Consider the following 24,436-nt stretch of genomic DNA (forward strand, 5'->3'; position numbering starts at 1 on the left):
TAGGGTCGGGCGGCGCCGTTCCGGCAGGCGCCTAAAATTCATACTTCACCCAATGTTGCAAGGATACGTCGGTATAGTTCCGCCATGGCTTCGTCGAAGCAGCAGAAAACAACGGTTTCGGGAAGTGCGTTCTGCCCGATGAAGTCATTCACCTCATCAATAGCGATTTTGGCCGCGTCATCTTTCGGATATCGGTACACACCGGTCGAGATGGCCGGGAATGCCACCGAGCGGCAATCATTGGCGGCTGCTAGTTCAAGCGAACGCCGGTAACAGGAGGCCAGCAATTCGGCTTCGCCCTTGCCGCCGCCCTGCCAGACGGGCCCGACAGTATGGATGATGTGTCGAGCCGGCAGTTTATAACCCTTGGTGATCTTGGCATCGCCGGTCTTGCAGCCATTGAGCATGCGACATTCGAATTCGAGCTCCGGCCCAGCGGCGCGGTGAATGGCTCCATCGACCCCGCCGCCACCGAGCAGCGAGGAGTTGGCAGCATTAACGATGGCATCGACCGCCAGCTTGGTGATGTCGCCGGTGTGAACGCTGATCCGGTCGCCCATGGCGATCATCACATCCTGAACACGCCGAAGCGTGTCTCCTCGATCTCGGCGTTGAGCGCGGCCGACAGGCTGAGCGCCAGCACCTCGCGTGTCCTGGCCGGATCGATGATGCCGTCATCCCAGAGCCTTGCCGAGGAATAGAGCGGATGGCCTTCATGCTCGTATTTCATCAGGATCGGCTTCTTGAATTTCGCCTCCTCCTCGGCGCTCCATTCCCCGCCCTTGCGCTCGATGCCTTCGCGCTTGACCATGGCAAGTACGGTTGCCGCCTGCTCGCCGCCCATCACCGAGATGCGGGCGTTGGGCCACATCCACAGGAAGCGAGGTGAGTAGGCGCGGCCGCACATGCCGTAATTGCCGGCCCCGAACGAACCGCCGATGATGACGGTCACCTTGGGCACCCTGGCGGTGGCCACCGCCATCACCAGCTTGGCGCCGTCCTTGGCGATGCCGCCGGCCTCGTATTTCCTGCCGACCATGAAGCCGGTGATGTTCTGCAGGAAAACCAGCGGGATTTTGCGCTGGCAGCACAATTCGATGAAGTGCGCGCCCTTCAGCGCGCTTTCGGAAAACAGCACGCCATTGTTGGCGATGATGCCGACCGGCATGCCGTGGAGATGGGCAAAGCCGGTGATCAGCGTCGTGCCGTAGTTCTGCTTGAACTCATCGAATTCGGAGCCGTCGACAACGCGCGCGATCACTTCGCGCACGTCATAGGGCTGGCGCAGATCGGTCGGGACGATGCCGTAGAGCTCATCTGCCGGATGAAGCGGCGGATGAGCTTTATGTAAGTTCAGGCTTACAGCCTTGTTCCGATTCAGGTTCTTGATGATGCGCCGGCAAATGGCGAGCGCGTGTTCGTCGTCCAGCGCATAGTGATCGGCGACACCGGAAAGCCTGGTGTGCACATCCGCGCCACCCAACTCTTCGGCGCTGACGTCCTCGCCGGTGGCCGCCTTCACCAGCGGCGGTCCGCCGAGGAAGATGGTCGCCTGGTTGCGCACCATGATTGTCTCGTCCGACATCGCCGGCACATAGGCGCCGCCAGCCGTGCAGGAGCCCATGACGCAGGCGATCTGCGGGATGCCGGCAGCCGACATGTTGGCCTGGTTGTAGAAGATGCGGCCGAAATGTTCGCGGTCGGGAAAAACCTCGTCCTGGTTGGGCAGATTGGCGCCGCCGCTGTCGACCAGATAGACGCAAGGCAGGTTGTTCTGCAGCGCGATCTCCTGCGCGCGCAGGTGCTTTTTCACCGTCAGCGGATAATAGGTGCCCCCCTTCACCGTGGCGTCGTTGACGACGACCATCACCTCGGTACCCTCGACGCGGCCGATGCCGGCGATCAGGCCGGCCGACGAAATCTCCTCGCCATACATGGACCACGCCGCGAACTGGCCGATCTCGAGGAAGGGCGAGCCGGTGTCGAGCAATTGCGCCAGGCGTTCGCGCGGCAGCAGCTTGCCACGGCCGACATGGCGTTCGCGCGCCTCGTCCGAGCCGCCGCGCTCGACGGCCGCGGCCTTTTCAGTGATGTCGGCAACCAGCGCCCGCATGCGCTCGGCATTGGCGCGGAAGGTTTCGGAGGAGGGCGAAATTTGCGATTGGATAACTGCCATGTCAGATACCTAAATGAGGACCAAATCGGTCATTCGTGACGAGCTACCATGACTAGGCAAGACAACGATTTCCTCAGGACACAGTTTCATCAGATGCGCTTCTCTAGTGAAGCAAGTCGCTTGAGTAAGCGGGATGCAGAGTATCTCATCAGTAACCCTAGCAAATATGCGCAACGCGATCCTGACAATCCGCTCCTGTCGTGTCCAACCGGAGTGGCCGTTAACGCGTTTGATACTGTGTCCGCGGAAGCGTATCGCATTTTTGATTCCTACCTTGCCGCGTGGGGTGCAAAAAATGATGTCGATACGCTGTATAAAATTCTTCTATCGATTCGAATTCGTTCTGAAAGAATGAGCGAGGCAGCTGCTCGTATTAAAGCGTTGGAGTATGCAATATGGGATGCGCAGTACCGGTTCGAGGAGCTTACATTAAAATTTGTTGAGGCTTCGAGCTCAAACAGATTTGCGATCCGTACGCCGGAATTCGAGAAATGGCGTATGAAACTGAGAAAAGAGATTGGTCGCTTTTTCTTCGATAATAGAAAGAGAAGAGGAATTAATACGCACCAAGAGAGCGTGAGAATTCGAGTAGAATCTGATCTGTCGCAGCTTAATGCGTATTTATTTCTAAGGCCTCTGCACCCAGAATTCGCGAGAAAGGATGTCGTCGATTTTATCGTGAGGGACGGCAGGGCGCGGTTGCGAAAATATGTACTGGAAAGGCGTAGCGACCTCCACTTGTATGAACAGTCAATGAACAACTCTTTAGAGAGCGCATGTGATTTCGCCTTGAGAGCCGCGAACTTCACGTCTCTGGTGAATGCCGCGCTAGCCGACTGAAACATGTGCCCTGTCAGGTTTACAATTGGCCAACTCATCTAGGCGAAGGACGCTCACACCCCCTCCGCCATGATCTCGCGGCCGATCAGCCAGCGGCGGATTTCGCTGGTGCCGGCGCCGATCTCGTACAGCTTGGCGTCGCGCAAAAGCCGGCCGGTCGGATAGTCGTTGATATAGCCGTTGCCGCCAAGCAGTTGAATGGCGTCGAGCGCCATCTGCGTCGCTCTTTCGGCGGCAAACAGCACGCAGCCGGCGGCATCCTTGCGGGTGGTCTGGCCACGGTCGCAAGCGGCGGCGACGGCATAGACGTAGGCGCGCGCGGCGTTCAGCGCCGTATACATGTCGGCAAGCTTGCCTTGCACCAGTTGGAATTCCCCAATCGGCTGGCCGAACTGCTTGCGCTCGTGAACATAGGGGATCGCCACGTCGAGGCACGCCGCCATCAAGCCGATCGGGCCGCCGGCAAGCACGGTGCGTTCATAATCGAGGCCAGACATCAGCACCTCGACGCCGCGTCCTTCCTCGTGCAGCACATTGTCGAACGGCACCTCGACATCCGAGAAAACCAGTTCGCCGGTGTTGGATCCCCGCATGCCGAGCTTGTCGAGTTTCTGCGCCACCGAAAATCCCGGCATCGCCTTTTCGACGATGAAGGCAGTGATGCCGCGCGATTCCCTTTCCGGGTCGGTCTTGGCGTAGACAACCAGCGTTTCGGCGTCCGGGCCGTTGGTGATCCACATCTTGGTGCCGTTGAGCACATAGCGGTCATTGCGCTTTTCGGCGCGCAGCTTGAGCGAGACCACGTCGGAGCCGGCGCCGGGCTCCGACATGGCGAGCGCGCCAACGTGCTCGCCCGAACACAGCGGCGGCAGGTATTTTTCCTTCTGTGCCGGCGTTGCCCAGCGGTTGATCTGGTTGACGCAGAGATTGGAGTGGGCGCCATAGGAGAGGCCGACCGATGCCGAGGCCCGCGAAATTTCCTCGACCGCGATCACATGGGCGAGATAGCCCATGCCGCTGCCGCCGAAATCGGGATCGGCGGTTATGCCGAGCAGGCCGAGCGCGCCGAGTTCTCGCCACAGATGCGCCGGGAATTCGTTCTCCCGGTCGATGTCGGCGGCGATCGGCGCGATCCTGTCCTGCGCGAAGCGCCGGACAAGGTCGCGCAAGGCCTCGACGTCCTCGTCATGCCCGAAGCTGAGCGTGTTCGTGTACATGCCGTTCCTCCTGCCGCATGACCCCTGAAAATCGACTTCGACTTTCGGCAAGGATCATGCGCGAAATTAAAGTGCTACAGCATACTTCGCGCATCCGAAGGGACGCGCGGCGCTGTAGTATCGGTAGCCATCCTCGCGCCGACCAGGCGCATTGTCATCGAAAGGTATGTCTCCGTGACCTCGGCGATGGACAATCGCTCGCCGGGCCGGAACCAGACGATGACGCCGGTCATCATCTGGATCAGAGCCATGGCCGTCAGGCCGGTGTCCTCGATGCCGAAAATGCCGGCCTCGGCGCCATCGCGCAGGATCGAACGCAGCTCCTTTTCGTAGGCCGTGCGCATGCGCAGGATCTGTGTCAGCCTGTCGGGCGACAGGCTCCGCAATTCCATGTTCGACACATGCGTGGCGTGGCGGCGCCCGATATGAAAGGCGATGTGGTTGCGCACGTAGGCGGCAAGCTGCCGCGCCGGATCCGCGCCGGCCGGCCTGGAGTGCTCCCACGCTTCGCGAAGCCCTTGCATATGGTCGCACATCAGCGTGAACAGCAGGTCTTCCTTGGTCGGGAAATAGCGGTACAGCGCGGCTGCCTGCACGCCGACCTCGGCGGCCAACTGGCGCATCGACATCGCTTCATAGCCATAGCGCGCAATCAGGTTGACCGCCGCCTCGCGAACTGCCGCTTCGGTTCGCTCGCCGTCTGATCCTGTGGTGCGTGCCATCCTCGCCTCGTTGACGGCAGATAATAAAACGAACGTTCAATTAATTCAAGGGCGGAGAAATCCGTCTACGTCATGATCCTGAAATCTCCAGGCGTGGTCCAGGTCTCCAACTCGTCCAGATCGATCCGCGAGACCGCAGCGCCGGGCGGGCCTTGCCGAAGCCGTTCGATCATGGTCGCGACAGCCGCGTCGGCGCCGGTAAGCCATGTAACCGAGCCGTCTCTTTCGTTGCGCACCCAGCCCAGCAGCTCGAGCCTTGTCGCTTCGCCTCGCGCCCAGATCCTGTAGCCGACGCCTTGGACCTTGCCATATACGCGCGCCTGCACTGCCCTTTTTCGGTCACTCATGGCTCGCTCCCTTGCATAGAGTCTGGCGCAGCGCCGAACGAAGGCAACTGGCTTGAGGTCTATCCAGTCGAGAACCTGGATTCCTTGCGAAAAATAGATGACTCGTTCTAGTAAATGGTTGACTAAGTCAATTTGATAGCAATCATCTCTGTGGCCTGGTAATTTCACGGGAGGCACCTGGCATGTGCGATCGGAATGGCTTGGTCCGCGATATCCGCCACTTCAACCGGTTCTACACCGGCCTGATCGGGTTGCTCGACGAGACGTTGATGCACAGCGCCTATACCCTGACCGAGGCGCGGGTGCTGTTCGAGCTCGGCCACCGCCCCCGCCATAGCGCCACCAATCCCGGCGGCAAGACAGGTTTTCTGGTGCGAGCGTTTCGGCTCGATTTCGAACCGGTGGCCTCCGCGGTCGCCTGGGACCTCCAACTGGATGCTGCCTATGTCGCGAGAATCCTTCGCAAATTCTCTGCCGCCGGCCTGATTGAAATGTGCACCGGTCCCGCGCCCCTGCGGCCGCGCGTCCTATCGCTCACCGCGCGCGGCCAGGCCGCGCTTGCAGCCCTTCATGCGGCCACGGATCGTGATCTTGCCCGCCTGACCGCGGGGCTGAATGACAGGGAAGCCGCGGAGTTGTCTGATGTGCTGACGCGTGTCAGGCATCTGCTCGGCGCAGCGATGCCTCCTGAGCGCCGTGAAGCGCCCTAGTTTCCGCGCACCGCTGCCAACGCGCCGGGCAATTCCTCGGCGAAGATATCCAGTTCGTGGTCGAGACCGACACTGACGCGGATGCAGCGGTCGAGCCCCGGCGCCATCGGCTTGCGGATGAAGACGTCGCGCGACAACAATCCCTGCAGCACTTTCAGAGCGAAAGCACCGTCATGGCCGCAATCGATGCTGACGAAATTGGTCGCCGAGGCGAGCGGCTTCAACCCATTCTGTTCGGCAATATCAGCGATGCGCCGCCGTCCGGCGGCCACCCGGGCCACCACCGTCTCGAGATAGGTCTGATCGGCGAGCGCCTCGACGCCGGCGATCTGCGCCATGCGGCTGACGCCGTAGTGGTTGCGGATCTTCTCGAAGTCGCTGATCACCTGCGTCTCGGCCAACGCATAGCCGCACCGTATGCCGGCAAGTCCGTAGGCCTTCGAAAAAGTTCGCATGCGGATGACGTTTGGCCGCGAGATGTCGATCGGCGGCAGGGCCGAGGCCGGCCCCAGTTCGCCATAGGCCTCGTCGAGCACCAGCATGGTGCTTTCCGGCAAGGCTTGTATGAAGCCGATGACCTCGTCGGCTTCCCACCAGCTGCCCATCGGATTGTCCGGGTTGGACAGATAGACCAGTGGCGCCTTCTCCCTGACGACCGCCGCGAGCAGACCGTCCAGGCTTTCGCGATCGTTCTCGTAAGGGACGGTCACCAGCCGGCCGCCGACACCGGCAATGTGGAAGTTGAAGGTCGGATAGGCGCCGAGCGAGGTAACCACGGCATCGCCAGGCGCCACATACATGCGCGCCACCAGGCTGAGCAGGCCGTCGATGCCTTCGCCGACAACGACGTTCTCGACCGCCACATTGTGATGAGCGGCCGCCGCGACTTTCAAATCGTAATTGTCCGGGTCACAATACATCCACTGGTCGCGCGCGACACTCTCCATGCGGGCGATGACGCGCGGCGAGGGGCCAAAGCTGCTTTCATTGGCGCCGATGCGGGCACGGAAAGCGCGCCCGCGCTCACGTTCCTGCGCTTCGGGGCCGACAAACGGCACCGTCGACGGGAGTGCGGCGATGAGCGGCGAGAGGGAAGGGCGCAGAGGCATGTCGAAGGCTCGCTTGGAAGGAGCCTTCTTGCTAACGCGCGCCACCGGCCGGTGCAAGCTGCGCGATAGAGCATCGCTGTAAATGCAAAGACCCGGCGGCGCCCGCCGGGCTCCGATTTCAATAAGCCGAAATGTTTTAGAACGAGCGCTGAAAGCGGAGAATGCCGCCGATATTGCTCTTCTTTTCGGCGCCGTCCCAGGCCCGCGTCAGATGATCGCTACCGACGTTCTGATAGTCGACTTCGGCCGTGACCGTAAAGCCGGGAACAACGTCATGGGCGATGCGCGCGGCGATGCCGAGGTTCTTCCAGCGTCATACGAAACCTGAGCGTTGAACGAGATCTTGTCGTTGAACTTGTAGGTGCCGCCGCCCCAAACTGCCCAGTTGCCGTCCCAATGCTTGTAGAAGCCGCGGCCGCCAGCCGGAAATCATGGCAGGGCCTGGAGTCGACAGCCAGGGAATTGCCGCAGAACCGCCGCACCTGGGAAGGCAGCGGCTCGGTACGCTGTTATTTTTCCATATAATGACGCGGGCTTGTTGATTGTGCCGGCGCTTTTCTTTATCCAGCGGCTCAACGGAGAGGTGGCCGAGTGGTCGAAGGCGCTCCCCTGCTAAGGGAGTAGAGGTCAAAAGCTTCTCGTGGGTTCGAATCCCATCCTCTCCGCCATGGCCCGCAGACCTTGGTTGGTCTTGGGCTTATCTTGGGTTTTTCCGCGCCTCTGCTTGATCCAGAAAGAGCGCGAGGTCGGTGAGCAGGTTGCCGGTCTCCAGGAAGGGGGCGTGGCCCTGATCTGGAACGGTGATTGTCCTGGTGCCGGGATGACGCTTTCGCATCTCCTCCAACGTTTCAGGCGACAACAGCCTCGAATTGGCGCCGCGTATGACGAGCAGTGGTATGGCCGCCAACGCATCGAACTGCTGCCAGAGAGGCGGCAACGGCTGTGACAGGTCGAGATTGGCAACCGTGTCGACAAGCTTCGAATCGAAATCGGGCAGCAGCCCTTGATTCGTCTCGCGATAGATCGCGCGCACCATTCGTTCCCAGTCGGCATCGGTGAGGGCTGGAAAATCCTGGCCGTGAACGCTGCGCTGGGCAGCCATCGCCTCGGCGAGGGTTTTCGGCTTCGGTGCGCGTTCGAGATAGGACTGGATGTGAGCGAGACCCGCGGGTTCGATCACTGGCCCGATGTCGTTGAGCACGATGGCTTTCAGCGCCGCCGGCTGCATCGCGCCAAGCACATGGATGATCAGCCCGCCGCGCGAGGTGCCGATGAAGGCCGCCTGTTCGATGCCGAGCGCCGCCAGCCCGGCAAGGACGTCGCCGGCTTCGATGCCGACATTATAGTGGCTGACATCGGGATCGTAGGCCGACTGCCCGCGTCCGCGGTAGTCGAAAGCGACGACCTTGCGCGCAAGGTCGGATCGCGTCGAGAGATGGAGCGCAAGCTCGTGAAAATCCCGCGCGTTACGCGTCAAGCCAGGCAGACAGACGACCGGCCAATGTGCGGAGTTCGCTTCGCCATAGACGCGCGCGTGAAGTCTCAGCCCATCTGGCGCCGCATAGAAGAAGTCGGAGAAATCTGGATTGCTCGACAAGGGACGGGCTCTTTGGCCGAAGGATCGTCCACGACTGCTACAGACGGAGCGCGGGAGGGTCAAACGGGAAAAGCTCCTCCTTCTCCACGCAAGGGGAGGGCAAGAGCGCTCAGCTGCGCCCGTTCACGAGATCGCCGACGATGTCGTACTTGCCGGAAATACGCATCTTGTAGACCTCGTAATTCTCCATCACGCGCTGCACGTAACTTCTTGTTTCCGTGTAAGGAATCCGCTCGATCCAGTCCACCACCGCATCGATGTCCTTGCCGCGCGGATCACCGTATTTCGCCACCCACTGGCTGGCTCGGGTCGGGCCGGCATTGTAGCCCGCGAAGGTCAATACGTACGAGCCATTGAAGCGATCGAGCTGTTCGCCGAGGAACGCCGAACCAAGCGTTGCATTGTAGCCGGCGTCGGTCGTCAGCCTGGTCTGCGAAAACTGTAATCCGGCCTTCTTCGCCAATTGCTTGGCGGTTCCCGGCATCAGCTGCAGCAGTCCGCGTGCGCCGGCACTGGATACGGCGCCGATATTGAATTCGCTTTCCTGGCGGGCGATCGCATAGGCCAGCGCCTTGCCCGAACCGGAAATATTGGCCGAATCGGGGATGACGCCGAGCGGATGCGACAGCGCGCCGACATCGATGCCGCGCGCCCCGGCGATCTTGCCGATTTTCAGCGCCATGAAATGGTTGTCCTGCTTTTCGGCAAGGACAGCGAGCAGCGCCAGTTCACCCGGGCTGGTCAACTGCCCGGCAAGGTCGCGATAGGGCGTTTCGGCATAACGGTCGTAGCCTGCCTCCTGCAGGCGCTTGATGGCCGAGACGGCCTCGCGGCCGGCAAAGTTCTGCCGGTCGGCGGCACTTGGCTGGGGATAGACGATGTTGAGCGCCTGCCGGCCGACGCGTTCGGCGGCTAGCTGGCCGTAAAACGTCGTGCCGTAGGTCGCCGCACGCCCAAAATAGTCCTTGGCATTGCCGGGGCCGCCAACTTCTGCCGCACGGCCGAGCCAGTAATAGGCGCGCGACAGGGTCATTGGGCCTTGGGCAAGGTCGGCGATACGCGCGAAATGCGTCGCCGCGAGCTTGGGATCGTTCAGGCCGCGCAGCGCATACCAGCCGGCATGGAATTCGGCTTCCGCCGCATTGGCCGCGCTTTCGGCGGCATGCGTGGCGACTATTTTGTAGGCGGTCTTCATGTCGCCCTGGTCAACCAGTTCGCGCGACAGCACCCGGCGTTCGACCCACCAGGCATCCGGATCGACCAGGGATTCCCGGTCTGCCGGCGCTTTCATGACAATTGCCGCGGCGCCCGCAAGATCCTTCTGCTTGCGCAGATATTCGGCCTGCGCGAACAAATAGCCGGCCGAGCGTTGCGCCACCGGCACAGCCTTCAATAGTTTGGCAGCATTCTTGTCGCCCTTGTCGGCCGCCGCCCAGGCGTCGGCAAACTGCTGGGCGCCGGCGAGGCCGGCGACACGCAAGGCGGAATTCATCCGGTCGGCATAGAACATGCGCTCCATGCGAAAACGGTGATCGGCGGCGGGAACAAGGCTGCCGAACTCTTTGATCAGAGCCGTCTCGTCCTTGGCTTCCAGGATCGCTGTGCGCCAGAACGGCGACAGCACCGATCGCGCCGCCTTGGCATTGCCCGACGACACGTAGGCGCGCGCGAGAACCATCACGCCTTCGAATGTCTGCGGCTGGCTGCCGTCGAATGCCTTGACGACGACATCCGCCGCCGGGTTCTCGCGATAGAGTGCGCGCTCGCTGTTCTTGCGCAATGCAACGGTGCCCGGCCAGTTGGGCAGCATCTTCGCGGCCGTGGCGATGTCGCCGCTCGGAACCTTGTCGCCCCCGTAAAGCGCGATCGCCCAGGCCAATATGTGCTGGTCGAGCGATTGTGCGGGCAGCGCATCGCGCACAACGCGCGCGCCGGGAATATCTCCAGCAGCCAGCGCATCCAGTCCGCTTTTCAGGAGCGTGACGGCCGGTGAGGGGTCCAGTTGCGCCTTGTCCTGTACACCAGGCATCGGGATGGCCGAGGTGACCCGCACATCGACGCTGCCGCTGATCGCCACGCCGGGCATCAGCGCGGCGATGGCGCCAAGAAGCGCGAACAGCTGGGGCCAACTGGGCGGCATGATTTCGTGTCTTTCCTTAATCCAGCATTTTACCTGCGGGCGAAGAAGCCTTGAAGCCTAAGCTTAGGTCGTGAAGGGCTCGTAAACAAAGGGTTATCGAGGCCGCTCGAATTACGCTTGCTGGCACCATGGCAATGCTTGCCGCGCAACAATGTCGAGACTATGGTGCGCCGCTTCGCTTTCGGTTAGAAGGCGCGCACGACAAAACACCGATGCATGTCGCCCAAAAGTGGATACCGGTTTTGGGGCCACGACATGCATAACCGACAAAGTGCATGTCGCCCAAAAGTGGATACCGGTTTTGGGACCACGACATGCGTGAACCAAGAAGTCCCAAGGAGTTGGACGACATGCTGAGAGGCTCGCTTACTGCGCTCGTGACACCGTTCGAAAAGAGCGGGCGTTTCGACGAGAAAGCCTTTCGCGCGTTCGTCGAATGGCAGCTTGGCGAAGGCACCACGGGCCTCGTCCCGGTAGGCACCACCGGCGAATCCCCGACGCTGTCGCATGACGAGCACCGCCATGTCGTCAAGGTCTGCATCGAGGTGGCCAAGGGCCGCGCTCCGGTGGTTGCAGGCGCCGGCTCCAACAACACCGAGGAAGCTGTTGGGCTTGTGCAGTATGCCGAAAAGGCCGGTGCCGATGCCGCCCTGGTCGTCACGCCCTACTACAATAAGCCGACGCAGCGCGGCCTCTACGAGCATTTCGCCGCCGTCGCCAGGGCGACCAAGCTGCCGATCATCATCTACAACATCCCGCCTCGCTCGGTGATCGACATGACGCCGGAAACGATGGGCCGGCTGGCGCACGACTTCAAGAACATCGTCGGCGTCAAGGATGCGACCGGCAAGGTCGAGCGCGTGTCCGAGCAGCGCATGACATGCGGCAAGGATTTCATCCAGCTTTCCGGCGAGGATGCCTCAGCACTCGGCTTCAACGCGCATGGCGGCGTCGGCTGCATTTCGGTGACCTCGAACGTTGCGCCGCGGCTGTGCGCCGAGTTTCAGGAAGCGACGCTCTCCGGCGACAGCGCCAAGGCGCTGGAACTGCAGGACCGCTTGCTGCCGCTGCACAAGGCGATCTTCATCGAGCCCGGCGTGTCCGGCGCCAAATACGCGTTGTCGAAGCTGGGCAAGGTCGAGAACGTCCTGCGTTCGCCGCTGGTCACCATCGAGCAGTCGACGGCAGAAAAGATCGATGCGGCCATGAAGCACGCCGGCTTGATTAATTAACGAGCCCGTTTGGAAACTCTACTCCTGCGGCCATCTGAAGGCGCCACCTGCGCTTCCGGTGCTCGCGTACTATATGTACGCTCCGCTCCGGTTCCGCGCGTGGCCCCGAAAGCACTTCGCTTTCGGAAAGGACCATGCGCAAAGTCGGATTTCTAGAGCGTCCTTTGCGCGTTAAAAAACGCGCGGCGCTCTAGTAGCACCATCATCTGACTCGCAGGAGCGAGTTTCGAAACGGATTCTAGACGTTATGAACCAAGTCAGAAAAGCCGATCCCAACAACAAGACCGTTGCGGAAAACCGCAAGGCGCGGTTTTCCTATGAAATGCTCGACACGATCGAGACAGGCCTGGTGCTGACCGGAACCGAGGTCAAGTCGCTGCGCCAGGGCCAGGCTAACATCCAGGACAGCTATGCCTCGGTCGAAGGCGGCGAGATCTGGCTGATCAATTCCTATCTGCCGGAATACCTGCAGGCCAATCGCTTCAACCACGAGCCGCGCCGGCGCCGCAAACTGCTGCTCAACAAGCGCGAGATGGCAAAACTATCGCAGAGCGTCGACCGCGAAGGCATGACGCTGGTGCCGCTGAAAATCTATTTCAACGATCAAGGGCGCGCCAAGCTGCTGCTTGCAGTTGGCCGCGGCAAGAAACTGCATGACAAGCGCGAGACCGAGAAGCAACGCGACTGGTCGCGCGAAAAGGGCCGGCTGCTCAAGGAACGTGGGTGATCAGGTGACAGCCTGAAAAAAGCCAACGATCGGGCTTCAAGATCGAATAACGGCAAGTCCTACAGGGGATGGTCTTGAAGAAGCGGATTGTTCTCGGGGGCTTGGCCGGTCTTGCCCTGGCATGCGTCGTTGTGGTGGGCGCCATGGTCTATTTCCACACCTACTCCCCCAACCGGGGCGAATATCCGGTCCGGGGCATCGACGTCTCCCATCATCAAGGCAAAATCGACTGGCGGCGTGTTGCCGCCGATGATGTGGCTTTCGCCGTCATCAAGGCGACTGAAGGCGGCGACCATGTCGATAATGCCTTCGCCGGCAATCTGCGCGAGGCCCGCGCCGCCGGGCTCGCCGTCGGCGCCTATCATTTCTTCACCTTCTGCCGGCCGGGCGCCGACCAGGCCAGGAATTTTATCTCGGTGGTGCCGCACGATCAGCCATTGCTGCCGCCGGTCGTCGACATCGAGTTCGGGGGCAACTGTCCGCAGCGCCTGTCAGCCGAGCAACTGAATACCGAACTGAGGGATTTCCTCGGACCCGTCGAGGCTGCCTTCGGCAAGCCGGCGATCATCTATCTGACGGATGAAGCCGAGGCTGCCTATGCCGGGCAAATCGCCGCTCGCCCACTCTGGCTGCGCTCGCTGCTCATGGAGCCGGACCGCCGTGACTGGATTTACTGGCAGTACCACAACAGGGGGCGCGTGGACGGCATAGAGGGGGACGTCGACCTGAACGTTTTGCAGGGTGGGCCGGAGAAGTTGGCGGCGCTGCTTGCCTCCGCACCTTGACGGACAGACCCGATCCGATGCCGGCCGGTTCTTCAGAAGCCTGCCATGCCGCTGAAACCATTCACGATCCAGCTGATGTCGGGACAGCCAGATTTTCCCTGGTGCCGCGTCGACCCGTCGCCGAATAACCCATCCCGGCGGCCATGATGGCGATGGCCACGCATTGGATCGCCAGCGGGGTCTCGCCAAGAACGATCATGCCGACCATCACGGTGGCGATCGGAACTCCCGGCAGGAACAGCGATGCAGCCTGCGAGCCCAATCGGTCGACAATGTAAGTGTAGAGGAACATTGCGGCCGCGCCCGCGAGAAGACCTTGAATGACGATCTGGCTGGCGATTTCGGCGCCTGCGGCGGCACGGAAGCCGCTTGGTGCCAACAGGCAGAGAAGCGGCAGCGGCAGGCACGACAAGATCACGACGGTCGCGGTTGCGGTGACGGGTTCGACGCGCCATCGCTGCACAAGAGCCGCATAGGCGGAAAACATCGCGCCCGATCCGATGAACAGCAGATCGCCGAAGAGGACATCGCCGGCACCGCTGCGCGCCGGCGCGATGAACAGCAGCAGCCCAGCGATGATCGTGACGACACCGATGACCCGCTGCCGCGAAGCACTTTCCCTGAACAAGGACAGCAGGAATGAGAAGAACACGATCGAGGCCGGGCAAAGTGCCGCGCCATGGGCGGCGGGCGCATGGGTCAGGCCCCAGTTGATGATGAGTGGGTAGGGCAAACCGGCCAGTGCCGCCAACGTCAGTCCACGTCGCCAGCCCAGCGCCTTCAGGGTCGCCAGGCCGCGCCACCAGACGATCGGCAGGAACACCATGCCGGCACCGGCAAAGCGCAGGCTGGCCATGTCGGTGGGCGTCAGATGCTCCCTGAGGCTGAAGCGGGCGGCGACGAACTGCGCCGCATAGATGGCGATCATGACGAGGCCGGCGATCACCGCCAGTCTTGTGTTTGCCGTGTCTCGTCCGTCCGCCATGTCAGTTCTGCCGTCATATTCATTGTCGCCAGGAGGAAATAGCCCCGACCTCGCGACGAAGCGCAGCCTATTGCCGAAATAGCCGCGACGAAATACGCTGTTTTTCGCAACTTAAAGTGTAATTCACGCAAAAGAGGTGGCTTGAACGTGAATTCTGAATCAGGCGACCTGGACGCCATCGACCGCACTCTTCTGCGACTGCTGCAGGAAGATGGACGCCGCACCACGCTTGACCTGGCAGCGCGCGTCGGCCTGTCGCCGACCGGCGCCAGCCAGCGCGTGAAGCGCCTGTTTCGCGACGGGTTCATCACAGCCGTCAGGGCGGTGCTCAATCCGGCAAAGATTGGCCGCGGCATGCTTGTCTTCATCGAGGTGCGGCTCGATCACACGGCCCCGCATATCTTTGACCGCTTCGCAGAGGCGGTCGCAAAGGCGCCCGAGGTTCTGGAATGCCACATGGTCGTCGGCGGCTTCGACTATCTCGTGAAGGCGCGCATTGCCGAGATGGCCGACTATCAGGATTTTCTCAAACGCGTCATCCTGCCGCTGCCGGGAGTGAAGGAAACACATACCTATGCATCCATCGGCGACGTGAAACCGGATGCCCTGCTGCCGGTGTGAGCAGGCACCGGATACCGCCCGGTGTCCGATCCTCAATTCTTCAGGAATGCGGCGATCTCGCTGAACACCCTGACGAACATGTCTTCGGTCAACACGCCAGTATTGGTGTTGTAGCGTGAGCAATGATAGCTCGAAAACAGCGTAATGCCGCCGGCCGGCAATTGCCCGCCATGTTTGAACGGGTAGGCGGCGACGCGCCCGCCCAATGCCCGTACGGTCGACTGGTGCGCGATCGATCCCAGCGCCAGCACGGCGCGCAGGTTGGGAAAGCGAGCGATCGTCGGCACCAGAAATGTCCGGCATGTGGCGATCTCCGCACCCACCGGCTTGTTCTCCGGCGGCACGCAGCGCACCGCGTTGGTGATCGCCGTGCCGACGAGCTCCAGCCCATCATCGGGCCGCGCCTTGAACTCGCCGCGTGCGAAGCCGTGGGCAATCAGCGTCGAGTAGAGCAGGTCGCCGGCATAGTCACCGGTGAACGGGCGCCCGGTGCGGTTGGCGCCGCGCAAGCCAGGCGCCAGACCGACGATCAGAAGCCGGACGGTATCCTCGCCGCCCAGTGGCAGGAAGGTCGGCACCGGCGCGTTGAACCAGGACGGCTCGCGCTGCCGCCATTCGGCGATGAAATCATGCAACCGCGGGCAGAGTGGGCAGTCGCGGCTGGGTTCGGAAGCGGGGTGGGCGGTCAAGTCGACCGGCCTCAGTAGTCGTCCTCGTCGACTTCAGCCGGTTCGGGCCGCCGTACGGGCCGCTCCGAGGGATCGCGGCCGACTTCGTTCTTCAGCGTCGCCAGGTCGATGAAATGGTCCGCCTGGCGGCGCAGGTCATCTGAGATCATCGGCGGTTGCGAGGCCATGGTCGAGACGATCGACACCTTGCGGCCACGCCGTTGCAGCGCCTCGACCAGCGTGCGGAAATCGCCGTCTCCGGAGAATATGACATAGTGGTCGACGACGTCGGCGAGTTCCAGCGCATCGACGGTGAGCTCGATGTCCATATTGCCCTTGATCTTGCGGCGGCCGGTCGAGTCGGTGAATTCCTTGGCCGGCTTGGTCACCACCTTGAAGCCGTTATAGTCGAGCCAGTCGATCAGCGGCCGGATCGAGGAGTATTCCTGGTCCTCGACCAGCGCGGTGTAATAATAGGCGCGCAGCAGGTAACCGCGCTTGTGGAAGCTCGCCAAAAGCTTGCGATAGTCGATGTCGAACCCGAGCGCGCGTGAGGTGGCGTAGAGATTGGCGCCGTCGATGAACAGGGCGATTTTTTCACGGGGATCGAACATGGAAATAGTCCTTTTCGAAATAACAGCCGTCTAACGAAATGCGGTAGCGACTAGCGGTCAGGCCCATAATAAACCGGCCGACCTTGGACCAACCGAGATAACGCCAGTTTGGTGGCAATCCAAGGGCGCGTGGCGCACTGCAAGCAATTGTGATCGCGGCGCCGAACCGTGGACGCGGGCTGCCCTGTGGGCACGCATTGCCATGATGCTTGTATTTTGGCGCCGTTCGGGTTATGGACCGCGCCTGTTTTCCATTACATCCAGGCATGAAAGGGGCAATCCATGGCCCGCGTAACCGTTGAAGATTGCATCGACAAGGTCGACAACCGCTTCGAGCTGGTGCTTCTGGCCGGCCACCGCGCTCGTCAGATCAGCCAGGGCGCGCAGATCACCGTGCCGCGCGACAACGACAAGAACCCGGTCATCGCGTTGCGCGAGATTGCCGACGAGACGCTGTCGCCCGACGATCTCAAGGAAGATCTGATCCATTCGCTGCAGAAGCATGTCGAGGTCGACGAGCCCGAAGCCGATGGCGAAGTGATCGCCGACCAGACTGGCGGTGCCGTTGCCGCCGCCGACGCGGACGACACCGAGGACAACGTCACCTTCGATCGCATGACCGAGGAAGACCTGCTGGCCGGCATCGAAGGTCTGGTTCCCCCGGAAAAGAGCGACGACTACTAAGAGCTTTTGATAATTCTACCCAGCCGGTCGCCTAGCGCCGTTTTCTGCGCTTCCGGTGCTCACGGACCCAAATGTCCGCTCCGCTCCGGTTCTCGAAAACTACGCTATCCGGCTCGGCTGAGCGAATTCTGAAAAGCCCTTTGGAATTGGCTGGAACAATCTTCCGGCACTTCCGTCCCGGCGGTTTCGTGGCTATCTATGACATGCGCCGTACAGTAGTGCGGCGCATGATTCATTTCATCGCCGAGAGTGTCCGCCCATGATGCGTCAGTATGAGCTTGTCGAGCGCGTCCAGCGCTACAAGCCTGACGTCAACGAGGCGTTGCTCAACAAGGCCTACGTCTACGCCATGCAGAAGCATGGTCACCAGAAGCGCGCTTCCGGCGACCCCTATTTCTCGCATCCGCTCGAAGTCGCCGCCATCCTCACCGAGATGCATATGGATGAGGCGACGATCGCCGTCGCCCTGCTGCACGACACCATCGAGGACACCACGGCGACCAGGGCCGAGATCGATGAGCTGTTCGGCCCAGAAATGGGCAAGCTGGTCGAAGGACTGACCAAGCTGAAGAAGCTCGACCTCGTGTCGAAGAAGGCGGAGCAGGCGGAAAACCTGCGCAAACTTCTGCTGGCGATCTCGGAAGATGTCCGCGTGCTCCTCGTCAAGCTCGCCGACCGCCTGCACAACATGCGCACCCTCGACCATATGCCGGAGGCCAAGCGCCTGCGCATCGCCGAGGAAACGATGGACATCTATGCGCCCTTGGCCGGGCGCATGGGCATGCAAGGCATGCGCGAGGAGCTGGAGGAGATCGCCTTCCGCTTCATCAATCCGGAAGCCTATCGCGCCGTTACCGCCCGGCTCGCCGAAATCTTCGAGCGCAACAAGGACGTGTTGTCCGAGATCGAGAAGGCTCTTTCGGGACTGTTCGAGAAACACGCCATCAAGGCCGGCGTCAAAAGCCGCCAGAAGAAGCCGTGGTCGGTGTTCCGCAAGATGGAGGCCAAGGCGCTGTCCTTCGAGCAATTGTCCGACATTTTCGGCTTCCGCGTCGTGGTCGACTCTGTCGAAGACTGCTATCGCGCGCTGGGGGCCATCCACACCACCTGGTCGATGGTGCCCGGCCGTTTCAAGGACTACATCTCGACGCCGAAACAGAACGACTACCGTTCGATCCACACCACCATCGTCGGTCCTTCGCGCCAGCGTGTCGAGCTGCAGATCCGCACCCGCGAGATGAACAAGATCGCCGAATACGGTGTCGCCGCCCATTCGATCTACAAGGACACCGGGGGCAAGACGAACGGCGCCGTGCACGCGATCTCGAAGGAGACCAATGCCTATGCCTGGCTGCGGCGCACCATCGAGCAGCTGGCAGAGGGCGACAACCCGGAAGATTTCCTCGAGAACACCAAGCTGGAGCTGTTCCAGGACCAGGTGTTCTGCTTCACGCCGAAGGGCATGCTGATTGCCTTGCCGCGCGGCGCCACGCCGATTGATTTCGCCTATGCCGTCCACACCGATGTCGGCGATACCTGCGTCGGCGCCAAGGTCAACGGCCGCATCATGCCGCTGATGACGGAACTGAAGAATGGCGACGAGGTCGAGATCATCCGCTCCAAGGCTCAGGTGCCGCCGGCCGCGTGGGAATCGGTCGTCGTCACCGGCAAGGCGCGCGCCGCCATCCGCCGCGCTACCAAGAATGCGATCCGCAAGCAGTATTCCGGCCTTGGCGCGCGTATCCTGGAGCGTGCCTTCGAACGAGCCGGCAAGACCTTCACCAAGGAAAGCCTGAAGCCGGTCCTGCACCGGTTGGCGCGCAAGGACATCGAGGATGTGCTGGCGTCCGTCGGTCGTGGCGAACTGGCTTCCACCGATGTCATGAAGGCGGTCTTCCCTGACTACAAGGACGAGCGCGTCACCCCCGCGGCTCCCAAACAGCGCGAGGAGGGCTGGTCGAAGATCCGCAACGCCGCCGGCATGCTGTTCCAGATTCCGGGCCGGGCCGCGCGCAAGGACAAGGACCAGCCAGGCGCCGGCGCGGTGCCGATCCGTGGCGTGCGCGGCGACCTGCCGGTGCGCTTCGCGCCGGAAGGCGCGGTCCCTGGCGACCGTATCGTCGGCATCGTCCAGCCGGGCACCGGCATCACCATTTATCCGATCCAGTCGCCGGCGCTGCAGGCTTTCGACGACCAGCCGGAGCGCTGGATCGACGTACGTTGGGACATCGACGAACGCACCAAGGAACGGTTTCCCGCGCGCGTCTCGGTCACCGCCATCAACGCGCCGGGCTCGCTTGCCGACATCGCCCAGGTCGTTGCCTCCAACGACGCCAACATCCATACGCTGTCGATGGTGCGCACCGCGCCCGATTTCACCGAAATGCTGATCGATCTCGAAGTCTGGGACCTGAAGCATCTCAACCGGCTGCTGTCGCAGCTCAAGGACAATTCGAGCGTCAGCGATGCGCGGCGCGTCAATGGCTAGCGATAGCCGACCATGGGGGACGAGATGAATACCGACGAAGTGCTGGGCATATTCCGTGAGGCTGGCGCTGTTCTGGAGGGTCATTTCATCCTGACGTCGGGCCTGCGCAGTCCAGTCTTCCTGCAGAAGGCACGGGTGTTCATGCATGCCGACAAGACCGAGCGGCTGTGCAAGGCGCTGGCCGAGAAGATCCGCGCCGCGGTACCAGGCAAGATCGACTATATCGTCGGGCCGGCGATCGGCGGGCTGATCCCGGCTTACGAAACTTCGCGCCACCTTGGCGTGCCGGCGATCTGGGTGGAGCGGGAAGGGGGCGAGTTCCGCCTGCGGCGCTTCGAGATTGACCGAGGCGCGCGCGTCGTCATCGTCGAGGACATCGTCACCACCGGATTGTCGATCCGCGAAACCATCGATTGCCTGCGCGCCCTTGGTGCGGAGGTGGTCGCGGCCGCCTGCATCATCGACCGATCGGCCGGCAAGACCCATGTCGGCGTGCCGCTGATCGCGCTTGCCGAATACGAGGTCCCAGCCTATCCGCCGGACAGATTGCCGCCGGAGCTTGCCGCCATCCCGGCCATCAAGCCGGGCAGCCGCAACATCTGAGGAGGTCGCATTGATCGTCGGTATCGATCATTTCGTGCTGACGGTGGTGTCGCTCGACGCGACCTGCGCCTTTTATCAGCGCGTGCTGGGCTTCGAACGCGTCGACACGCCGGGCCGGCCGACGGCACTTGCCTTCGGCAACCAGAAGATCAATGTCCACGAGATCAGCCGCACCTTCGAGCCGAAGGCGAAGTCGCCGACGCCCGGATCCGGTGACTTCTGCCTGATCACCGACCGGCCGCTCGATGAATTCGTTGCCGGCCTCGAAGCCAATCACGTAATAGTGGAACTCGGGCCGGTCGAACGCATCGGCGCGCAGGGGCCGATGATGTCGGTCTACTTCCGCGATCCCGATGGCAACCTTGTCGAAGTCAGCCAGTACCTGCGGTAGCATATCGATCATCGGCTGCGACAATTAGCCGAAACCACTTCTCAAATTCGCCGCGATTGTCCGATGTTGGAGGAGACGGACCTTACCCGAATTTGGCGGTGCGGCCGCTGCGCGGACGGCCTCCAGTTGTTGTCGGGGTCGCGGATGGCTATATCAAAGTCGCGATTGCCTTCTGGCGACCGTAAAGCGCAAGATGTGGTGGTCGAAGCCCGGCTGGAAACAGCGGGCCTGTAAGCTGTGAATAGTCGGGAATAGGAAGAGAGTGCTTTTTCGTCGCCGCAAACCGGATGGCCTTTTCGAGCGGGTGCGCACCTATCTGTGGCCGCGCCGTTCGTTTTCGCGCTCGCTTCAATATTTCTCCAAGCGCATCCTGCGGCTCAAGGCCACCCCGCATGCGGTGGCGGCTGGCGTCGCGGCAGGTGTCTTTGCTTCGTTCTTCCCCGTCGGTTTCCACTTCATCATCGCCGCCGTTCTGTGTTGGGTGATCGCCGGCAATCTGGTGGCAGCGGCTCTCGGAGCCGTGTTTTTCGGCAATCCGCTGACCTTTCCGCTCTTGTGGGGCGCGTCCTGGGAAACCGGCAAGCTCATCTTGCACGATCGCCTGCCTACGCATGGCCCGCCGGCGCATCTGGGCGAGATGATGCACAAGCTTTCCTTCGCCAAACTATGGCATCCCGTACTGGAGCCCATGCTGATCGGGGCGGTGCCGCTCGGGCTCGTGTTCGGCCTGGTGTTCTACGGCATCACGCGCTGGGGCATGAATGTCTTCCGCGAACAGAGGCGCAAGCGGCTGGCAGAGCGTGCGAGACGCCGTGAGCATTCGCCTCATCCCGGCGGAAGCATCGGTTCCGCCACCCAATGATCATCGGCATCGGCAGCGACCTGATCGACATCACACGCATCAAGAAATCGCTTGAGCGTCATGGCCAGCGCTTCATCCAGAGGATCTACACCGAGGTGGAGCAGGCGCGTTCGGAGAACCGGCGCGCCCGCGCGGCTTCCTACGCCAAGCGCTTTGCCGCCAAGGAGGCTTGCGCCAAGGCACTGGGCACCGGTCTGGCGCAAGGGGTCTTCTGGCGTGACATGGGTGTCGTCAACCTGCCCAGCGGTGCGCCGACGATGGCGCTGACCGGCGGAGCGCTGGCGCGGCTGGAGAAGATCCTGCCGCAAGGTCATCGGGCGGCGATCCACCTCACCATCACGGATGATTTCCCGCTCGCTCAAGCCTTTGTGATCATAGAAGCGCTACCGGTCGAAGAAGCGCCACATTGATTGCATCTGACGACCGGCATTGACGTTGCCCAGCGCGCGCCGAGACTCTATACCATCCAACGCACAATCGAGGACGACATGAGCGTGGCTGAAAAATCCCAGAAGAAATCCGGCGGGCTTGGCGAAACCGTCAGCGTCATCGTCCAGGCGCTTTTGCTCGCCCTGGTCATTCGCACGCTGCTGTTCCAGCCGTTCTCGATCCCGTCGGGCTCCATGCGGCCGACGCTTCTGGAAGGCGACTATCTGTTCGTCACCAAATGGTCCTACGGCTATTCACGCTATTCGCTGCCTTTTGGACCGGACATTTTCTCGGGCCGTATCTGGGGCTCCGAGCCCAAGCGTGGTGACGTGGTGGTGTTCAAGTTCCCGCCGGATCCGTCCGTCGACTACATCAAGCGCGTCATTGGTCTGCCCGGCGACAAGATCCAGATGAAGGATGGCCAAGTCTTCATCAACGGCGTCGGCGTGCCGCGCGTCAAGACCGGCCAGATCGACAATCCCGACATCACGGAAAAGGATTATCCGATCGATGTCTATCGCGAGACGCTGCCCGACGGCGTCAGCTACGACACGCTGGATCTGTCGCCGAACTCGATTGGCGACAACACCCGCGAATTCGACGTTCCCCCCGGCCACTATTTCATGATGGGCGACAACAGGGACAACTCCGCCGACAGCCGCTTCACCGTCGGCTTTGTTCCGGCCGAGAACCTGGTCGGCCGCGCCAACCTTGTCTTCTTCTCGATCGCCGGCAAGGCAAGCCCGCTCGAAATCTGGAAATGGCCGTCGCTGATGCGCGCCTCGCGCCTGTTCCATTTCGTCAACTAGGGTCATGGCGGCACCAAAAAGGTTGACCGCCGATGCGCTCGCCGAAGCGCTTGCGGAACGCACGGGCCATGCCTTTGCCGACCGCCAGCGCCTGCAGCGTGCGCTTACCCATGCCAGTGCGCGAGGCGCCAATGCGGGCGCCGACTATGAGCGGTTCGAATTCCTCGGCGACCGGGTTCTTGGCCTTGTTGTCGCCGATATGCTGTTGGCTGCCTTTCCCGATGCCGCGGAAGGGGAGTTGTCGCTGCGGCTCAATGCGTTGGTCAATGCCGAGGCGCTGTCTGATATCGCCGAAGACATCGGGCTGCCGGACCTGATCCGTGCCGGGTCCGATGTGCGCGGGCTCGAGGGACGCAAGCGCGTCAACCTGCGCGCCGACGCACTGGAATCGCTGATCGCCGTGCTGTATCTCGATGGTGGTCTGGAAGCAGCCCGCGCATTCATCCATAAATACTGGCAGCCGCGTTCGCAGGCCTCGGGTGCCGCGCGCCGCGACGCCAAGACCGAATTGCAGGAATGGGCGCATCAGGCGGCGAGTGCTGTTCCCGCCTATCAGATCGACGGCCGGGAAGGCCCCGATCACGATCCGCTGTTTACCGTCAGCGTCAAGGTCGGCGCGTTTCAGCCGGCAACCGGCAGCGGCCGCTCCAAGCGCGAGGCCGAACAGGCCGCCGCTGCTGCCCTTCTGGTTCGCGAGGGCGTCTGGGTTCATGAAGGGAGTGCGGCATGACCGCCGAAGACACCGCAGCCGCTCCTGTCACGCATTCCGGCTTCGTCGCGCTGATCGGCGCGCCCAATGCCGGCAAGTCGACGCTGGTCAACCAACTGGTCGGCGCCAAGGTCTCGATCGTCACCCATAAGGTGCAGACGACACGCGCCATCGTGCGCGGTATCGCCACGCACGACAACGCGCAGATCGTCTTTGTCGACACACCGGGCATCTTCAAGCCCAAGCGGCGTCTCGACACCGCGATGGTGACCACCGCCTGGGGCGGCGCCAAGGATGCCGATATCGTGCTGCTGCTGATCGACGCCGAGCGCGGCATCAGGGGCGACGCCGATGCCATCCTCGAACGGCTGAAGGATGTGCGCCAGCCGATGGTGCTGATCCTCAACAAGGTCGATCGGGTGAAGCATGAGGCGCTGCTCGCCCTGTCCGCGGCAGCGAACGAGAAAGTGCCGTTCCAGCGCACCTTCATGGTCTCGGCGCTGACCGGCTCCGGCTGCAAGGACCTGCTCGACTACCTGGCCAAGGCGCTGCCGGCCGGCCCGTGGTACTACCCGGAAGATCAGATTTCCGACCTGCCTATGCGCCAGCTGGCGGCCGAGATCACCCGCGAGAAACTCTATCTCAGGCTGCATCAGGAACTACCCTATTCCTCGCACATCGAGACCGAGAAATGGGAAGAGAAGAAGGACGGTTCGGTGCGCATCGACCAGACTATCTTTGTCGAGCGCGACAGCCAGAAGAAGATCGTGCTCGGCCACAAGGGCGAGACCATCCGTGCCATCGGGCAGGCCGCGCGGATGGAAATATCAGGCATATTGGAGCAGAAGGTGCACCTGTTCCTGTTCGTGAAAGTGCGCGAGAATTGGGGCGACGACCCCGAGCGCTATCGCGAGATGGGGTTGGAGTTTCCGCATTAGGCGCGATCCCGAGACGTGAGCGCCGTTTTCGGG

At 62.0% G+C, this 24,436-nt stretch carries 26 protein-coding genes, 1 tRNA gene and 1 pseudogene; 16 read left to right on the forward strand and 12 right to left on the reverse strand.

Features of this window, described 5'->3' with window-relative positions; genetic code table 11:
* Positions 1 to 38: 38 nt before the first annotated feature.
* Positions 39 to 569, reverse strand: a complete 531-nt coding sequence (locus O7B34_RS14020; RefSeq protein ID WP_337146588.1) for an O-acetyl-ADP-ribose deacetylase — start codon at positions 567 to 569, stop codon at positions 39 to 41.
* Positions 569 to 2,176: a carboxyl transferase domain-containing protein gene (locus O7B34_RS14025; protein ID WP_337146589.1), complete on the reverse strand. Its 1,608-nt coding sequence runs from the start codon at positions 2,174 to 2,176 to the stop codon at positions 569 to 571. Before O7B34_RS14025 ends, O7B34_RS14020 begins: the two co-directional genes overlap by 1 nt.
* A 48-nt stretch (positions 2,177 to 2,224) precedes the next feature.
* On the opposite strand from O7B34_RS14025, the gene O7B34_RS14030 reads away from it, so the two are divergent.
* Positions 2,225 to 3,016, forward strand: coding sequence for a hypothetical protein (locus O7B34_RS14030; RefSeq protein WP_337146590.1), 792 nt, complete (start codon positions 2,225 to 2,227; stop codon positions 3,014 to 3,016).
* A gap of 53 nt (positions 3,017 to 3,069) precedes the next feature.
* Here the strand turns inward: O7B34_RS14030 and O7B34_RS14035 are convergent, their stop codons facing one another.
* The 3 genes from O7B34_RS14035 to O7B34_RS14045 form a co-directional block, all read right to left on the reverse strand.
* Entirely contained in the window at positions 3,070 to 4,233 is a 1,164-nt protein-coding gene (locus O7B34_RS14035) for an isovaleryl-CoA dehydrogenase (RefSeq protein ID WP_337107748.1), read from the reverse strand.
* 74 nt (positions 4,234 to 4,307) lie between these two features.
* Positions 4,308 to 4,955 carry a TetR/AcrR family transcriptional regulator gene (locus O7B34_RS14040; RefSeq protein ID WP_337146591.1) on the reverse strand — a complete coding sequence of 216 codons (648 nt, stop codon included), beginning with the start codon at positions 4,953 to 4,955 and terminating at the stop codon, positions 4,308 to 4,310.
* A gap of 65 nt (positions 4,956 to 5,020) precedes the next feature.
* The gene (locus O7B34_RS14045; RefSeq protein WP_337146592.1) at positions 5,021 to 5,302 is read right to left on the reverse strand and encodes an acylphosphatase; all 282 of its coding nucleotides are present in this window, start codon (positions 5,300 to 5,302) and stop codon (positions 5,021 to 5,023) included.
* 182 nt (positions 5,303 to 5,484) lie between these two features.
* Here O7B34_RS14045 and O7B34_RS14050 point away from each other — a divergent pair, with 182 nt between their 5' ends.
* Positions 5,485 to 6,012 carry a MarR family winged helix-turn-helix transcriptional regulator gene (locus tag O7B34_RS14050; RefSeq protein WP_337146593.1) on the forward strand — a complete coding sequence of 176 codons (528 nt, stop codon included), beginning with the start codon at positions 5,485 to 5,487 and terminating at the stop codon, positions 6,010 to 6,012.
* Here O7B34_RS14050 and O7B34_RS14055 read toward each other — a convergent pair.
* Together O7B34_RS14055 and O7B34_RS14060 are read right to left on the reverse strand one after the other, a co-directional pair.
* A complete protein-coding gene (locus tag O7B34_RS14055; protein ID WP_337146594.1) occupies positions 6,009 to 7,121 on the reverse strand; it encodes a pyridoxal phosphate-dependent aminotransferase in 1,113 nt (370 codons plus the stop codon). The two genes, O7B34_RS14050 and O7B34_RS14055, sit on opposite strands and share 4 nt — an antisense overlap.
* 136 nt (positions 7,122 to 7,257) lie before the next feature.
* Positions 7,258 to 7,544 (reverse strand): annotated as a pseudogene (locus O7B34_RS14060) (porin); the annotation flags it as partial.
* A 154-nt stretch (positions 7,545 to 7,698) separates the two neighbouring features.
* Between O7B34_RS14060 and O7B34_RS14065 the strand changes: the two are divergent.
* Positions 7,699 to 7,789, forward strand: a tRNA-Ser gene (locus O7B34_RS14065).
* 29 nt (positions 7,790 to 7,818) lie between these two features.
* On the opposite strand, the gene O7B34_RS14070 is transcribed toward O7B34_RS14065, so the two are convergent.
* On the reverse strand, positions 7,819 to 8,718 hold the full coding sequence (locus tag O7B34_RS14070) for an alpha/beta fold hydrolase (protein ID WP_337146595.1): 900 nt from the start codon (positions 8,716 to 8,718) through the stop codon (positions 7,819 to 7,821).
* Between the two features lie 109 nt (positions 8,719 to 8,827).
* A complete protein-coding gene (locus tag O7B34_RS14075; RefSeq protein ID WP_337146596.1) occupies positions 8,828 to 10,858 on the reverse strand; it encodes a lytic transglycosylase domain-containing protein in 2,031 nt (676 codons plus the stop codon).
* Positions 10,859 to 11,208: 350 nt separating this feature from the next.
* Between O7B34_RS14075 and dapA the strand changes: the two genes are divergently transcribed.
* The 3 genes from dapA (at position 11,209) to O7B34_RS14090 (ending at position 13,602) form a co-directional block, all read left to right on the forward strand.
* Positions 11,209 to 12,090, forward strand: coding sequence for a 4-hydroxy-tetrahydrodipicolinate synthase (gene dapA / locus O7B34_RS14080; RefSeq protein ID WP_337146790.1), 882 nt, complete (start codon positions 11,209 to 11,211; stop codon positions 12,088 to 12,090).
* A gap of 247 nt (positions 12,091 to 12,337) precedes the next feature.
* Entirely contained in the window at positions 12,338 to 12,817 is a 480-nt protein-coding gene (gene smpB / locus O7B34_RS14085) for an SsrA-binding protein SmpB (RefSeq protein ID WP_337146597.1), read from the forward strand.
* A gap of 74 nt (positions 12,818 to 12,891) precedes the next feature.
* Positions 12,892 to 13,602, forward strand: coding sequence for a glycoside hydrolase family 25 protein (locus tag O7B34_RS14090; RefSeq protein WP_337146598.1), 711 nt, complete (start codon positions 12,892 to 12,894; stop codon positions 13,600 to 13,602).
* A 61-nt stretch (positions 13,603 to 13,663) separates the two neighbouring features.
* Here O7B34_RS14090 and O7B34_RS14095 read toward each other — a convergent pair whose 3' ends face one another.
* Entirely contained in the window at positions 13,664 to 14,587 is a 924-nt protein-coding gene (locus O7B34_RS14095) for a DMT family transporter (RefSeq protein WP_337146599.1), read from the reverse strand.
* A 147-nt stretch (positions 14,588 to 14,734) separates the two neighbouring features.
* On the opposite strand from O7B34_RS14095, the gene O7B34_RS14100 reads away from it, so the two are divergent.
* Positions 14,735 to 15,208 carry an Lrp/AsnC family transcriptional regulator gene (locus O7B34_RS14100; RefSeq protein WP_337107829.1) on the forward strand — a complete coding sequence of 158 codons (474 nt, stop codon included), beginning with the start codon at positions 14,735 to 14,737 and terminating at the stop codon, positions 15,206 to 15,208.
* A gap of 32 nt (positions 15,209 to 15,240) precedes the next feature.
* On the opposite strand, the gene O7B34_RS14105 is transcribed toward O7B34_RS14100, so the two are convergent.
* Both O7B34_RS14105 and O7B34_RS14110 read right to left on the reverse strand, forming a co-directional pair.
* On the reverse strand, positions 15,241 to 15,897 hold the full coding sequence (locus O7B34_RS14105) for a uracil-DNA glycosylase (protein WP_337146600.1): 657 nt from the start codon (positions 15,895 to 15,897) through the stop codon (positions 15,241 to 15,243).
* Between the two features lie 11 nt (positions 15,898 to 15,908).
* Positions 15,909 to 16,490 (reverse strand): LabA-like NYN domain-containing protein, encoded by a 582-nt coding sequence (locus tag O7B34_RS14110; protein WP_027144193.1) that lies wholly within the window; start codon positions 16,488 to 16,490, stop codon positions 15,909 to 15,911.
* A gap of 282 nt (positions 16,491 to 16,772) precedes the next feature.
* Here O7B34_RS14110 and rpoZ point away from each other — a divergent pair, with 282 nt between their 5' ends.
* The 9 genes from rpoZ (at position 16,773) to era (ending at position 24,403) form a co-directional block, all read left to right on the forward strand.
* Positions 16,773 to 17,174: a DNA-directed RNA polymerase subunit omega gene (rpoZ, locus tag O7B34_RS14115; RefSeq protein ID WP_027144192.1), complete on the forward strand. Its 402-nt coding sequence runs from the start codon at positions 16,773 to 16,775 to the stop codon at positions 17,172 to 17,174.
* A gap of 259 nt (positions 17,175 to 17,433) precedes the next feature.
* A complete protein-coding gene (locus O7B34_RS14120) occupies positions 17,434 to 19,662 on the forward strand; it encodes a RelA/SpoT family protein (protein ID WP_027144191.1) in 2,229 nt (742 codons plus the stop codon).
* 24 nt (positions 19,663 to 19,686) lie between these two features.
* On the forward strand, positions 19,687 to 20,265 hold the full coding sequence (pyrE, locus tag O7B34_RS14125) for an orotate phosphoribosyltransferase (protein ID WP_337146601.1): 579 nt from the start codon (positions 19,687 to 19,689) through the stop codon (positions 20,263 to 20,265).
* Between the two features lie 10 nt (positions 20,266 to 20,275).
* Positions 20,276 to 20,656, forward strand: coding sequence for a VOC family protein (locus tag O7B34_RS14130; RefSeq protein WP_337146603.1), 381 nt, complete (start codon positions 20,276 to 20,278; stop codon positions 20,654 to 20,656).
* Positions 20,657 to 20,918: 262 nt separating this feature from the next.
* A complete protein-coding gene (locus tag O7B34_RS14135; protein ID WP_140746702.1) occupies positions 20,919 to 21,518 on the forward strand; it encodes a DUF2062 domain-containing protein in 600 nt (199 codons plus the stop codon).
* Positions 21,515 to 21,928: a holo-ACP synthase gene (gene acpS / locus O7B34_RS14140; protein WP_337146605.1), complete on the forward strand. Its 414-nt coding sequence runs from the start codon at positions 21,515 to 21,517 to the stop codon at positions 21,926 to 21,928. The genes O7B34_RS14135 and acpS overlap by 4 nt, the downstream gene beginning before the upstream one ends.
* A 78-nt stretch (positions 21,929 to 22,006) precedes the next feature.
* Positions 22,007 to 22,756 carry a signal peptidase I gene (gene lepB, locus O7B34_RS14145; protein WP_337146791.1) on the forward strand — a complete coding sequence of 250 codons (750 nt, stop codon included), beginning with the start codon at positions 22,007 to 22,009 and terminating at the stop codon, positions 22,754 to 22,756.
* Between the two features lie 4 nt (positions 22,757 to 22,760).
* A complete protein-coding gene (gene rnc / locus O7B34_RS14150) occupies positions 22,761 to 23,486 on the forward strand; it encodes a ribonuclease III (RefSeq protein ID WP_337146607.1) in 726 nt (241 codons plus the stop codon).
* Positions 23,483 to 24,403 carry a GTPase Era gene (gene era / locus O7B34_RS14155; protein WP_337146608.1) on the forward strand — a complete coding sequence of 307 codons (921 nt, stop codon included), beginning with the start codon at positions 23,483 to 23,485 and terminating at the stop codon, positions 24,401 to 24,403. Before rnc ends, era begins: the two co-directional genes overlap by 4 nt.
* The last annotated feature ends 33 nt before the right edge of the window (positions 24,404 to 24,436 follow it).

The sequence above is a fragment of the Mesorhizobium sp. Cs1299R1N3 genome (assembly GCF_037179625.1).
GTDB classification, from domain to species: domain Bacteria; phylum Pseudomonadota; class Alphaproteobacteria; order Rhizobiales; family Rhizobiaceae; genus Mesorhizobium; species Mesorhizobium salmacidum.

What these genes read in the sequence shown, in the direction of transcription:
- O7B34_RS14020 (WP_337146588.1), bottom strand. Translation starts at nt 569, where the DNA reads ATGATCGCCATGGGCGACCGGATCAGCGTTCACACCGGCGACATCACC.
- O7B34_RS14025 (WP_337146589.1), bottom strand. Translation starts at nt 2,176, where the DNA reads ATGGCAGTTATCCAATCGCAAATTTCGCCCTCCTCCGAAACCTTCCGC.
- O7B34_RS14030 (WP_337146590.1), top strand. Translation starts at nt 2,225, where the DNA reads ATGACTAGGCAAGACAACGATTTCCTCAGGACACAGTTTCATCAGATG.
- O7B34_RS14035 (WP_337107748.1), bottom strand. Translation starts at nt 4,233, where the DNA reads ATGTACACGAACACGCTCAGCTTCGGGCATGACGAGGACGTCGAGGCC.
- O7B34_RS14040 (WP_337146591.1), bottom strand. Translation starts at nt 4,955, where the DNA reads ATGGCACGCACCACAGGATCAGACGGCGAGCGAACCGAAGCGGCAGTT.
- O7B34_RS14045 (WP_337146592.1), bottom strand. Translation starts at nt 5,302, where the DNA reads ATGAGTGACCGAAAAAGGGCAGTGCAGGCGCGCGTATATGGCAAGGTC.
- O7B34_RS14050 (WP_337146593.1), top strand. Translation starts at nt 5,485, where the DNA reads ATGTGCGATCGGAATGGCTTGGTCCGCGATATCCGCCACTTCAACCGG.
- O7B34_RS14055 (WP_337146594.1), bottom strand. Translation starts at nt 7,121, where the DNA reads ATGCCTCTGCGCCCTTCCCTCTCGCCGCTCATCGCCGCACTCCCGTCG.
- O7B34_RS14075 (WP_337146596.1), bottom strand. Translation starts at nt 10,858, where the DNA reads ATGCCGCCCAGTTGGCCCCAGCTGTTCGCGCTTCTTGGCGCCATCGCC.
- dapA (WP_337146790.1), top strand. Translation starts at nt 11,209, where the DNA reads ATGCTGAGAGGCTCGCTTACTGCGCTCGTGACACCGTTCGAAAAGAGC.
- smpB (WP_337146597.1), top strand. Translation starts at nt 12,338, where the DNA reads ATGAACCAAGTCAGAAAAGCCGATCCCAACAACAAGACCGTTGCGGAA.
- O7B34_RS14095 (WP_337146599.1), bottom strand. Translation starts at nt 14,587, where the DNA reads ATGGCGGACGGACGAGACACGGCAAACACAAGACTGGCGGTGATCGCC.
- O7B34_RS14110 (WP_027144193.1), bottom strand. Translation starts at nt 16,490, where the DNA reads ATGTTCGATCCCCGTGAAAAAATCGCCCTGTTCATCGACGGCGCCAAT.
- rpoZ (WP_027144192.1), top strand. Translation starts at nt 16,773, where the DNA reads ATGGCCCGCGTAACCGTTGAAGATTGCATCGACAAGGTCGACAACCGC.
- O7B34_RS14120 (WP_027144191.1), top strand. Translation starts at nt 17,434, where the DNA reads ATGATGCGTCAGTATGAGCTTGTCGAGCGCGTCCAGCGCTACAAGCCT.
- pyrE (WP_337146601.1), top strand. Translation starts at nt 19,687, where the DNA reads ATGAATACCGACGAAGTGCTGGGCATATTCCGTGAGGCTGGCGCTGTT.
- acpS (WP_337146605.1), top strand. Translation starts at nt 21,515, where the DNA reads ATGATCATCGGCATCGGCAGCGACCTGATCGACATCACACGCATCAAG.
- lepB (WP_337146791.1), top strand. Translation starts at nt 22,007, where the DNA reads ATGAGCGTGGCTGAAAAATCCCAGAAGAAATCCGGCGGGCTTGGCGAA.
- rnc (WP_337146607.1), top strand. Translation starts at nt 22,761, where the DNA reads ATGGCGGCACCAAAAAGGTTGACCGCCGATGCGCTCGCCGAAGCGCTT.
- era (WP_337146608.1), top strand. Translation starts at nt 23,483, where the DNA reads ATGACCGCCGAAGACACCGCAGCCGCTCCTGTCACGCATTCCGGCTTC.